The 12,128-nt window shown below is 44.2% G+C and carries 8 protein-coding genes and 3 pseudogenes; 4 read left to right on the top strand and 7 right to left on the bottom strand.

The features are described from left to right. Positions 1-9: 9 nt before the first annotated feature. The 4 genes and pseudogenes from PAV_RS24480 to PAV_RS24465 all read right to left on the bottom strand — a co-directional run bounded on the left by PAV_RS24480 (position 10) and on the right by PAV_RS24465 (position 5,577). Positions 10-1,056: a Cfr family 23S rRNA (adenine(2503)-C(8))-methyltransferase gene (locus PAV_RS24480; protein WP_005550644.1), complete on the bottom strand. Its 1,047-nt coding sequence runs from the start codon at positions 1,054-1,056 to the stop codon at positions 10-12. 253 nt (positions 1,057-1,309) lie between these two features. Then, positions 1,310-2,793: pseudogene (locus PAV_RS24475) on the bottom strand (Lsa family ABC-F type ribosomal protection protein). 383 nt (positions 2,794-3,176) lie between these two features. Next, positions 3,177-3,989, bottom strand: coding sequence for a response regulator (locus PAV_RS24470; protein WP_005550640.1), 813 nt, complete (start codon positions 3,987-3,989; stop codon positions 3,177-3,179). Next, positions 3,973-5,577: an ATP-binding protein gene (locus tag PAV_RS24465; RefSeq protein ID WP_005550638.1), complete on the bottom strand. Its 1,605-nt coding sequence runs from the start codon at positions 5,575-5,577 to the stop codon at positions 3,973-3,975. The genes PAV_RS24470 and PAV_RS24465 overlap by 17 nt, the downstream gene beginning before the upstream one ends. A gap of 86 nt (positions 5,578-5,663) precedes the next feature. Between PAV_RS24465 and PAV_RS24460 the strand changes: the two genes are divergently transcribed. Together PAV_RS24460 and PAV_RS24455 are read left to right on the top strand one after the other, a co-directional pair. Beyond that, positions 5,664-6,698 (top strand): DctP family TRAP transporter solute-binding subunit, encoded by a 1,035-nt coding sequence (locus tag PAV_RS24460; protein WP_005550636.1) that lies wholly within the window; start codon positions 5,664-5,666, stop codon positions 6,696-6,698. 125 nt (positions 6,699-6,823) lie between these two features. Then, positions 6,824-8,077, top strand: coding sequence for a dicarboxylate/amino acid:cation symporter (locus tag PAV_RS24455; protein ID WP_040736797.1), 1,254 nt, complete (start codon positions 6,824-6,826; stop codon positions 8,075-8,077). 106 nt (positions 8,078-8,183) lie between these two features. Here the strand turns inward: PAV_RS24455 and PAV_RS37765 are convergent. Beyond that, positions 8,184-8,346: pseudogene (locus PAV_RS37765) on the bottom strand (PEP-utilizing enzyme); the annotation flags it as partial. After that, positions 8,346-8,598: pseudogene (locus PAV_RS24445) on the bottom strand (hypothetical protein); the annotation flags it as partial. The pseudogenes PAV_RS24445 and PAV_RS37765, both read right to left, overlap by 1 nt. A gap of 164 nt (positions 8,599-8,762) precedes the next feature. Here PAV_RS24445 and PAV_RS24440 point away from each other — a divergent pair. Continuing rightward, positions 8,763-9,443, top strand: a complete 681-nt coding sequence (locus PAV_RS24440) for a DUF4386 domain-containing protein (protein ID WP_005550628.1) — start codon at positions 8,763-8,765, stop codon at positions 9,441-9,443. A 616-nt stretch (positions 9,444-10,059) separates the two neighbouring features. On the opposite strand, the gene PAV_RS24430 is transcribed toward PAV_RS24440, so the two are convergent. Next, complete coding sequence (locus PAV_RS24430; RefSeq protein WP_040736791.1) at positions 10,060-11,589, bottom strand: glycosyltransferase; 1,530 nt, start codon at positions 11,587-11,589, stop codon at positions 10,060-10,062. Positions 11,590-11,807: 218 nt separating this feature from the next. On the opposite strand from PAV_RS24430, the gene PAV_RS24425 reads away from it, so the two are divergent. Then, the coding region (locus PAV_RS24425) for a glycosyltransferase family 2 protein (protein WP_157267270.1) at positions 11,808-12,128 on the top strand (321 nt) is incomplete at its 3' end.

Below are 12,128 nucleotides of genomic sequence, written 5' to 3'. Positions count from 1 at the left end.
ATATCTCTCCTATCCATTCATTTTAGAATCAGCTCGGTATAACTGACCACATGCCGCATTAATATCTGCTCCGAATTGAGTTCGGATCGTTACATTCACACCGAATATTTTCAACGTCCGCACGAACGTATTAATCCTTTCGGGGTCAGATGGCAAGTAGCTCTGAGGCGTCACATCTGTAGAATTGTAGGGAATGAGGTTCACATGGTAGAGGTGTTCCCAACATCCTCTTCCCCTCAAATGAGCGGCAAGTGCTTTCGCATGCTCCGTCGAGTCGTTGAACCCTTGAAGAAGAATATACGCGATATACACCTTTCTTCCCGTATGTTGGATATGGCGATCTAATGCATTCAGCACGTCGCGAAGCGGAAAACGCTTATTAATCGGCATCAGTTCGTTCCGTTGTTCGTCGAACGGCGAATGCAGCGAGAAGGTTAGATTGACCTGAGGAAACTCCCGCGTCAACCTATCGATTCCTGGCAACAGGCCGATGGTTGAAATCGTAATCCTTCGATGTCCTAAACCGAAGAGATGCGGGTTAGTCAAAATCGCCAGCGCTTCGAAAAGGTGCGGGTTGGCGAGCGCCTCCCCCATGCCCATGAAGGACACGCTGTCCAAGGCATGGCCGTTCAAGTGAAAGTGAAGCAATTGATCGGTAATTTCGTCGGCAGTCAGATTTCGTTTTAGGCCGATGGTACCCGTGGCGCAAAAACGGCACCCGAACCCGCAGCCGCACTGCGTGGAAATACAATACGATTTCCATCCCCGTTTATAGGAAAGTCTTACAGCCTCTACGCGTTCGCCGCCACCGATGGCAAACAGCACCTTGCTGACCTGCTGTGATGTGAGCTCCTTTACCGGAATAACGCTGGAGACGTTCGGACCAAGCGTCCGGGCCAACTCTTCTCGCAAAAATGCAGGCAGTATAGTGATCCGTTCGTATTCAGCAACTTTTTGTTCGAAAATAGCATCTATAATTTGCCTATACCGGTACGCAGGCTGCTTGAAGTCGGACAAGATCTGCTTAATCGTTTCATATTTCGAGGTTGGTTTCATGTGTTCTCCTTACTGCCGGAGAAATACATGAAAAGCAACCGTCATCCGGCGCTTTCATGCGTCTTTAACCAACTAAACACGATGCGTTCGCTGATAGAATCGCTATGTGCATCTGTCGATAGATTGGTAAACCTCCGGCAACAGATCTATTTTTTGTGAACCGGGTCAGCCGGTAGGAACCGGTTCACAGTATCATCTACAACCTCAACCTCAATGATCATCGTTTTCATCCTCCTATAGTTTATTAAACCTGTTAAACGTTCAATTCCACAGTTTTAGTTGCGATATGTTTGCAAAACTCGCTGTCGTGCTCCACAAAAAGGATCGTTGGCGAATGTTCCAGCAGCAGTTCTTCGATTTGCATCCTGGAAATGACGTCAATAAAATTAAGCGGTTCGTCCCAAATATGCAAATGAGCGTGTTCGCAGAGGCTTTTCGCAATCAGAACTTTCTTCTTCTGACCGCCGCTATAAGAAGCGATGTCCTTTTCAAATTGCAAGCGTGAAAAATCGAGTTTTCTCAAAATCGCTTTGAACAAGCTTTCGTCAATCTCGCTGGATCTGGCGAATTCCGACAAATTGCCCTGCAACTGCGAGGTATCTTGTGAAACGTAGGAAATTTTCAACTGACTCCCTTTTCGAACCGCGCCGGTATAAGGAATCTCCTCGCCGCAAATCAGTTTGAGCAAGCTGGATTTGCCTGAGCCGTTCGGACCGGAGAGCACGATGCGATCCCCTTGCTCGATAGTAAAGCTAATGTCGTTGCACACGTTCTTTTCACCATAATGAATCGAAACGCGGTCAAGCTCGACCAATTGATGTTTATGATAAGTCATCTGCGATATTTTCAAACTTTCCGAGCTGTCGACATTTCTCAGAAGCTGGGATCTATCCTCGATAGCGGAGTTCTGTCTCTGCTCGATCGATTTGGATCGCTTCATCATTTTGGCGGCCTTGTGGCCGATGTATCCTTTGTCGACCTTGGAGCCAGAGTTGCGGGTGCCGTTTTTCGTTTTTCTACCTCGTGCGACCAGTTGCTCGTTCGCTTGGCCGCTTCGGACAGCCTCTTAATGTCCTTCCTCAGCTTCTCGTTCTCAGCCAATTCGAAATTGTCCTGTCTTTGTTTATTCTCCCACCAGTCTGAAAAAGTTCCGTTCTGGATTTCGATATTGGTCTTATTGATTGAAATAATGTGGTCCACACAATTGACGAGAAACGCCCGATCATGTGACACCAATATAAACCCGCTCTTGCCGTTCAAATAATCACTTACCAGCTTCCGAGCATGCAGATCAAGATGATTGGTCGGCTCGTCGATAAGCAAAAAGCTGTTTTCCTTCAAAAACAGGACTGCGAGCATTACCTTCGTCTGTTCTCCGTTGGATAACGAGTTGAATGGTCGGTACAACACATCCTCTGACATTTTCAGCAGCGAAAACTCGCGCATAAGCTGCCAGTGTTCATAGTCCGGATAGATGTCTGCTACCACGTCGAATGTATAATGTTCCTTGTGTTCGACGTGGAACGGGAAATACTCGAAACTGACATTAGAGGAAATCGTTCCGCTGTATTCATACTTGCCGAGCAGCAGGTTGAGAAACGTAGTCTTGCCCCGGCCGTTCCGCCCCGTAAAGCCCAATTTCCAGTTGGTATCGATTTGTAAACTTACATGCTCAAAAATGTTGTCGTAGCTGCCGTCATAGGCAAACGTCAAGTTTGTTACCTTGATCAATGACATTCCAGAAACCTCCTTGGTCACAAATAAAAAGAGCTGCAAGAAAGTTGACCTTTCTTACAGCTCAAAAAAATAAAACAAATCCAACCCTACGCAGAGTCAGATAAGAATATATTCTTTGAGTGAAAAGAATAAGGTAACTTTCTTGCCAATAAAGAACAAAACAGCACAAATAGAACTTGTTTTATTCTTTAAACGTTAGCAAGAAATTTTACATTATCCTCTTCAACTCCTATCGTAAGTGTTAGCGCAATATTAACATACCAGATATTTCATTGCAATAAGCAATGGCAACCTTCATCTGCTTCATGAGTCATTAGCCTACACTACTTTGGTGTAACATTTTGATTTGTAATTGTAAGATTCACGATAAGGCGTGTTTCGGATTATTTTAGTCTTTTTGGTCTTGAATGAAGCGTATACCGATTAATTGGTCGCCCTACGCCTCCATAATTCACCTCTAGATAGACATATCCTATCTTTGACAAATATTCAAGGTATCTTCTTGCTGTCACTCTTGCAATCCCAACCCCTTCGGCTGTTTCTTCTGCGGATAGCTTCCCACCTTTATCAGCCATTACTGCAAGCACTTGTTTAAGTGTTACTGGATTTAATCCCTTTGGCAGTTCTTCCGTAGGTATAAACAATTCAGCAGGTGGTGATGATTCGATAACGTTCTTCTCTTGTATTACACTCTGCCCTAATAGAGAAGATCCATCGTTCACAGTGCTATCCGTTCGGATCTCATCTCCCATTTGCAGAATGCGATCAAGCTGCTCTTGGGTAACTGTATGATCGTCGGTTAACGTCTCGTATCGATCACGATAACGTTCCAATGTCCGTCTAACCCGCTCTAGTTTAAATGGCTTGATAATATAATCTACTGCACCGTTTCGCATCATCGCTCGTAATGTTTCCGTCTCTTTAGCAGCCGTAACTACGATCACATCCACTGGTAGATCACGCGCCCTAATTTCCTGCAGCGTACTAATTCCATCAAATGAAGGCATAAACACATCCAGAAAGATTAGATCGGGCTTCAGTTCTTCGATCATCCGCAAGCCATCCTGACCGTTACCTGCCGTCCCAATAACTTTATAACCATTCACCCCTTCGATGAACATGCGGTTCACTTCCTGAACCATTGGATCATCTTCAATCAGCAATACTTGCACGATATGTTTACATTGCTCCTGCATCTCTTGCCGCCTCCTTCATCGGAAAAACGATTTCCATTGATGTTCCGAGTCCTGGGGAGGATTCACACCGAAGTAGCCCTTTACCTTTTGCGATAATCCCACTTATCAGAAATAGGCCTATTCCACGATGCTCTCCACTTTTGGTCGAGAAGCTGCGTTCCAGCATTCTTGCTTTCGTGTCTTCTGTCATACCACAGCCATTATCCTCAACTAAGATCGATAAATAATCTTCATCTTGCCCAATGTACAGATACACTGCCTTCTGATCAACCTTGATATTGGAAAGTGCATCAAATGCATTTTCAATCAAATTGCCTACCAGCAGCACGATATCTCGTCGATCAAGCGAATCTGGAAATTGACGCAAACCGCAATTCGGATCGATGATCACATCTATATCAAGCTCATTTCCTCGACTGATCTTACCAAGCAGTAAGCCTGCAACTCCATCATCCTCAAAATGCTCCTGCATAAATCTTGTTGTCTCTTCATGTTGATCAGATACCTCAAACAAATATCTTAATGCTTCTTCATGTTTTCCAAGCTGGAGAAGCCCAGCAACGGTATGCATTTTATTCATATGCTCATGATTTTGGGCTCGCAAGGCATTCACAAATTCTCGCACACCTGTCAGTTCTTCTGCCATATGCGTAACCTCCGTTCGGTCTTGGAAAATCGCTATGGCTCCCTGTGTAATACCCTGCTCGATTATGGGTATTCGATTGCTCCAGATGAGCGTATCGCCAACCAGCAATTCGTGGTTCAAGAGCGGTGTTTTTACCTTAAGTACCTCGGGCAAGCGAGAATCGGGAATCACATCCCAAATGTTCAGTCCAAGCACATCCTTGGACACGCCAAAAATGTGCTTGGCCCGTTCATTGAAAATCGTGATTCGCTCCTTGCTGTCGATGGCGATTACTCCTTCATGCATAGCTTGGAATGCAGCCGTGTGCTCACGAAACATCGAGGCAATTTCATGCGGCTCTAAATTATACATCTCTTTCTTGATATGTTTAGCAAGCATCGCTGAGCCCATCATTCCAAACGAAAGCGCCAATATAATCATTACCATAACCGATCTGAGCTGCTCGGGAAAAATATCCTTCATGGTAGGCAGAAGTCCTCCTGCCATTACAACGCCAACCTGCTCATGCTTCGCGTTCATGATCGGCACGAATGCCCGCAAGCCAACACCTGCTTCACCTTTTACTTTGGAAACGTACATATGCTCAGCAAAAGCTGCATCCGCATCGTCGCCACTAAAATAAGTTCCTATTCGGTCCGATAGAGGATGTGATAAGCGCTTGCGATTCATATCCAGCACGACAATATAATCAGCCTCATTCAGCATGCGAATTTTGTCAGCAACGGGAGCAATATGCTCAGCTCCATTCTGCTGATTGATATATTCTGCCACTCCCGGTAGATTAGCAACGGTTTGGGCAGTCGTAATCAGCCGTTGACGTAAGCTCTCTTCTTTGACGCTAGTCAAGCTTCCAAGCAAGACCTCTACAGCAATAAGGAGGGAGAACAGAACCAAACCGAATGAAAGCAAAATAATTTTCCAGTAGATTCCTATTCGGTTCAAGTTTAGCGCCCTCCTTTTCGAAATATTTACCTTTATCTGCTATTGTGCAATAATAAGTCTAATTTAGCAACTGGGAGGAGACAAATTTGAAAGCGATTGCAAGTATTGGAATGTTCATTATTGTTGGATTGTTAGCTGCATATCTCGTCGGATATCAACCAAACTGGAATGAACAGCTCTATCAGGATGATGAACAAACTGGACTTAAGCAACGGATCGTCATCAAATTCAGTCATGTAGTTGCTGAGAACACACCAAAGGGCCTCGCTGCAGCTGAATTCGCTGATCTAGTAAAGAAGAAATCAAAGGATCGCGTCGAGATACAAGTGTTCCCAAATGGCATGCTATATGGTGAGAATAATGAAGTTGCTGCACTTCAGCGTGGTGATATTCAAATGATAGCCCCATCCTTCTCAACTATGAGCGAGATCGATCCAGCATGGCTAGTAATGGATCTGCCATTTGCTTTCAAAGATCAGAATGAGGTTGAAAGCAAGCTGAATGGTTCGCTTGGAGACAAGCTATTCCAAACGCTTAAACCGCATGGCATGAAGGGAGTCGCCTTCTGGTCCAATGGCTTTAAACAAGTGACGAACAATGTACGGCCTATTCTGGGGCCTCGAGATTTCAAAGGACTAAAGTTTCGCATACAACCAAGTCCATTAATTGAACGGCACATGAAGAACTGGGGAGGGAAGACAAGTGTTATTCCTTTTAACGACGCTTATCGCAATCTAGCCGACGGCTCAGTAGATGGTCAGGAAAACACGATATCGAATATCGTAAGCAAACGCCTCTACCAAGTGCAGAAATATATGACGATTAGCAATCATGGTTATTTGGGCTATGCCGTTATTTTCAACAAATCCTTCTGGGATAGCCTGCCTTCTGATGTGCAACAGCTGCTCATGGAAGCACTGGATGAAACAACAGAGCAGGCAAATAAGAAAGCAGCTAGAAATGAGACGCATATGAACGAGATTAATACGAACCAGAATTTGCAGATTTCCATATTAACGAAAGAACAAACAGCGGAATGGAGGATAGCCTCAAAGGAGCTTTATAAAGATTTCGCAATGAAAATCGGGGCTGATGTAATGAGCGAAATCTCTGGGCCTTAAAGACCAAAAAGAACAATATGACCATATGCTTGTCACCTTCTCCCCTCTCTCTTACACTTAAGCACATCGAATAAAGCGCTTACAATGGTGAAAGCGAGGGGTAAGAACATGAAGATAAAAAAATCATGAAAAACATGACCGTTCAAGTATTATTCGCGATTCTTCTTGGGGTTCTCTTCGGACAATTTTTCCCTAAATATGCCGTTGAACTGAAGGTGCTTGGAGACATCTTTATCAAGCTTATTAAGATGGTAATTGCACCAATCATCTTCTTCACCGTCGTACATGGAATCGCTAGTATGGGCGATATGAAAAAGGTCGGTCGCATCGGTGGTAAGGCATTACTATACTTTGAGATTGTAACAACCATAGCACTTGCAATTGGCCTACTTGTAGTAAATTTAGTTAAGCCAGGCTCTGGAATCGATATTTCAAAGGCTACAGGTGACGTTGCCCAATATGCGGAGAAAGCGCATGAGAATAGTGTAATGGGCTTCATCATGAACATCGTGCCTGATAATGTTATCGGGGCTTTTGCTAGCGGTGAGCTTCTTCCGGTATTGTTATTTGCAGTCCTGTTTGGTTTTGCTCTAACAGCTATTGGTGAAAAAGGGCAAGCCATCATTTCATTATTCGATAAGCTCTCACACGTATTTTTTGGTATCGTAAATATCATTATGAAGGTTTCACCAATTGCCGCCTTTGGTGCAATGTCATATACGGTTGGCAAATTTGGTCTTGGCTCGTTGTTCACACTTGGCAAGCTGATGGGTTCTGTTTATTTGACCATGTTCCTATTTATAATCGTCGTACTCGGATTCATCGCCAAAGCATTCGGATTCAACATCTTCAAGTTTATCTCTTACATTAAAGAAGAAATCTTACTAGTGCTCGGTACCTCTTCATCCGAATCTGCTCTGCCGCGAATGATGTCAAAGCTTGAGAAATACGGTGCTTCCAAATCCGTCGTGGGACTCGTTATTCCAACAGGATACTCATTCAACCTGGACGGTACATCGATTTATCTGTCAATGGCTGCGCTGTTTGTCGCTCAGGTATCTGGTGTTGATCTAAGCATCTGGCAGCAAATTACCCTTCTGTTCGTATTGATGCTAACTTCCAAAGGTGCTGCTGGGGTTACAGGATCAGGATTCATTACACTTGCTGCAACTTTAGCTGCTTTCCCATCAATTCCGATCGCAGGCATGGCCCTACTGCTGGGTGTTGACCGTTTCATGTCCGAAGCTCGCGCAATAACGAATTTGATCGGAAATGGTGTAGCAACAGTAGTTATCGCCAAGATGGAGAATGAATTTGATCCGAATCGATTAGAAGCTGATGAGTCTGCTGTAACGAGCAGCAACATTGCATATAATTAAGGCTTTCAGAAATAGAATGCGATTATTTATAATTGTAAAAAGGATGAGTTTAAATCCATCAACAAATGTGGATCTTGCTCATCCTTTTTGTTTATACGCTGCTGTTTTACAATATTTCGATATCCCCTTCTGTTCCATGCACGCGAATTAATGGTCCATCTCTGCTCAGCCTGGTAGCAATTCTCTACACCAACAACTGTTGGCAAGCCATATGCCCGTGCGATAACGGCCCCATGGGTCATCAATCCGCCAACTTCGGTGACGTGGCCATTGTATAGATAAACAGAAAAGCAGAGTACGCGTCTTGGGTCTCCTGTCCACCCTTCAACTGAATCAGTCCATCACAAAAGTTAATCATAATCACATTATGTAAACTATTGGTAACTTCCCGATAAGGGCGGATTACATCTGCGACATCCAACAGCGCCAGACCCATTTCCGAAGTAATATTGTTAGGTACAGATTGAGAAAGCATATCTGCTGCGTTTTTCATCTAGCCACTCGTTCATGTTTTCATTGATCTGTTTGAAACCCTTGTGACGCCTTCCCTTCATTGCGTTTACACTCCAACTTGATTGATACAACTTTACTTAGAAATTCTTCCTTCCCGACCCTGTCATGTCAGTAAGCGACTCGGAGTATTTTGATAGTAGACCCCACGATAGATATGAAAAGGAGGTTCATTATGCTGAGGAAGAGTATCCATTCAAGTAGAAAGTCTACTGTAATGGTTGGGTTGTTATTCATAGTCGGGTTGGTTGCAGGGATATGTAGTGTTGTGCCTGTTATTGATGGAGCAGACTACCTGGTCAACGCTTCTACAAATGAAAGTCAAGTACTGATAGGAGCGTTTTCACAGTTGTTAATGGTTGTTGCCTATGTTGGGATTCCGATTTTGCTGTATCCGATAATAAGCAAACATCATAAAAGTTTAGCTCTTGGATCTGTTGCTTGCGGCATAATCGCGGGTGTGTTCATTATGATTGGAGTTATCATTCTGCTGCTGTTACTGACAGTAAGTCAAGAATTTGCAACAGTTGATGCTCTGAACGTATCCTATTTCCACACCCTGGGCGAATTGTTGCGGGACGGTCGTGATTTGGTGAACCATGTCGCAACAACACTGGCCTTTGTTTTGGCTATGTTCTTATTTACCTGTATATTTGTCCAGACCAAAATCGTTCCACGCTGGCTGTCAGTTCCGGGTCTGATAGGTTCAGCACTATCTATATTGGCAAGCCTATTATTTATGATTCGCTTCATCGGTCTGGACGCAACCTACATGTTATTGAACGTGCCGATCGCTGTTCAACAATTGATATTGGCAATATGGCTGATCATGAAAGGATTCAATCGGGCGGAATAGTTTCTATATCCAATGAAGATAAAACGAGAATGACACGCGCAACAAAACGATTATGTACGTAAATTAGTTCAGCGAACGAAGCGCGGAACCTCACTGAATTTTTCTTCTACCTTTCATCTTCACGAAAAAAAGCTAAAAAAAACAGCAGGCCTCAAAGAGCCGGCTGTTCGCCATTTGCAATCCGCACACAAAGCTTAAATATTTCGTTCTTCATACATAAAGGGTTCATCACTCGAATATATCTCATGGAAAAATCCCATATACGGGATATCTTCCAAGCATTTTATGCGATACGACAGCTCCTCATGACACTCCGGATCTTTTCCGTTGTTTCGCATTACCACAAATTGATCAATAATATTTTCGAAGAGATTTACTTGGAGAAATAAAGGCAATTTATCTAACATTGAATCTTCGATCTGGGTCTCTGATCTGTATCCCTCGAGGACTGTTTTAAAATAATCCTCTATAAATTTTTTACGTTTATCGGCGTCTGGTTCAAATTGTATCCAGCCATTCTACGGGGGATGCTTCATTGGTAACGTAGGGGTTTTCCGCTGGCATGATACACATTTCGAAAATGGTCGTTGATCTCCTATCTCGTTCGCCCGGTCTTTTAAGGCATCACAACCACTTTCTCTTTACAGGATGCACAATACTTCGCGTACTGGATACACGTCTCCAAAGAATCGTCCGGCTCCATCGGCCACCAGCGGATTGCCCCCGCAGGCGCTTGGGAAGCGAAAAATTCCACTTCTTTGGGGATATGGCCTACAACAATAACCTCGGTATTCTTAAAGCCCGCCTTCATCCCCCTTTGCAAGGTCTTACTTAATTGAGTATGCTCTCTTTCCGGATGAGAGTAAGGAATCGGGAACAATATCGACACTCGAGAAGTATCTTCATGAATGACATGAGCCGTTTTGCGGGCAGGATCGTGTACGGAGGTCTCCCATATGCGGCAATTCGGCAGATGCTCCGGCAGCTCCAGCTCGGTCAGCCTCGATTGAATTCTATCGTGGTATACCCGTTCCAGTTCTCTGACCAAGATCTGAATCTGCTTATTTCTTAGAAACGTGGTGTTGCTTCCTCTTTCGTTCCGATATTGGATATAGAGTAAATCAGGAACTGCCGCGAACTTGGAACAAAGAAACGTCCGAATCAACATGTCGTAATCGTCGGCCACCAGCAACTCATCGCGATGACCTCCCACTAGATGATAACAATCCCGGGACCATGCACGGGGATGATTCGGCAGCCCGACTAAGTGGCGTACGGTCTTGCCGTTGATCGTCGTATGTTTGTGTGCATTCTGCCAGCGGTTCATTTCACGCAGCCAAACCCGATAAAAGACGCTGTATCCAAAACCGCAATCCCAGCCATACCAATGCGCATGAAGATTCTCTGCGTATACCTCGGTGCAATCCCCGTAAACAAAGCCGCATTCGGGATTTTGCTGAAATGTTTTAACGATTTTCTCCAGGCAATCGGGCATCAGGTCGTCGTCATGATCCACCTCTACTAAGATTTCCCCTGTACAAAGGCCTGCGGCATACCTTTTGATCGCCCCAATATAGCCATTGCGGGAATCCTGGCGGTATCTGCGCACGCGAGGGTCATTCAAAGGAAGCAGGTCATTCTTGTAAGTCTCCTCGTTATCTCCGGAATCGTCCACAATGACCCATTCCCAGTTCGGGTAAGTTTGATTTAAAAGCGATCGATAAGGACGTTGAATTCGTTCTTTTGACCTGTAGCTGGCCGTGAACACGGATATGAGAGGCGTATCGGAAGAAAAACGGGCAGGAGGTACGGCTTTGTTTTCGGGGAGAGGATCCGTGGCTCTGATCCAGCAGTAAAACAATTTATGCGATTCGAGTTCGTCCGGCGAATGGAAGTGCAGCCAACGTTTTTTTTCCTGAATAGGCAGCGAATTCAGGGTTGCAAAAGGTTTCCAATCATCTCCTATGGAAACATAGACACGCGGCTTCCGGGGAACGGCATCGACTAATGGATCATCAGGTCCATACATTTTCACGGTGATGTGGTTTTCTTTCAACCCCAGGATCGGTTCTTTCAATTTATCCTTCGAAATCTTGTCTGTCAAAAACAGATGAACCGTCAATAAAGGAATGAAGTCCGATGACAAAGTTGATTCCCCCTTTCCCAAATGTCGAACACAAGTTGGACCCAAGTGTCGCTCCATTCTCTTCTTTCACATTACGTAGTGTATTCCGCTGCTCTCCTATTTGTCCACCCAAAAGCCTTATATGAATACACAATTCGCTTAAGACTGCATAGTCTGAGAGGAACAATCCTATCGTACAATGAGGGTCACAACTCATTTTTATGAAAGGTGGAGTTATCTTGGTACATCCGTTGGTTAGTGTCGTGATTCCCGCTTATAATCGGCCCCATACGTTAAAAATAGCCATCGACAGCGTACTTGAACAAACCTACCCGAATATCGAAATCGTCATTTGCGACGACAGCTCTAATAGCGAAGTGCAACAAATGCTGGAAGCAGCTTATTTGTCGTCTTTCTCTCAGATTAAATACTATAAAAACGAGAAAAACCTTTTTCTTGAAAACTGGCACAAATGCTTCGACCTGGCCTCGGGAGAATATATCAATTACTTGATGGATGACGACGTATTTCATAAAGAAAAAATCTCCAAAATGCTTTAC

This window comes from Paenibacillus alvei DSM 29, assembly GCF_000293805.1.
GTDB classification, from domain to species: Bacteria; Bacillota; Bacilli; order Paenibacillales; family Paenibacillaceae; genus Paenibacillus_B; species Paenibacillus_B alvei.
Note: the sequence above shows the minus strand (reverse complement) of the source record. Positions and strands in the feature narration are given on the sequence as shown.

Bases quoted from the DNA above. Each gene is read 5' to 3' on its own strand.
- PAV_RS24470 (WP_005550640.1), bottom strand. From the start codon at position 3,989: ATGCAGGAGCAATGTAAACATATCGTGCAAGTATTGCTGATTGAAGAT.
- PAV_RS24455 (WP_040736797.1), top strand. From the start codon at position 6,824: ATGAAAAACATGACCGTTCAAGTATTATTCGCGATTCTTCTTGGGGTT.
- PAV_RS24440 (WP_005550628.1), top strand. From the start codon at position 8,763: ATGCTGAGGAAGAGTATCCATTCAAGTAGAAAGTCTACTGTAATGGTT.
- PAV_RS24480 (WP_005550644.1), bottom strand. From the start codon at position 1,056: ATGAAACCAACCTCGAAATATGAAACGATTAAGCAGATCTTGTCCGAC.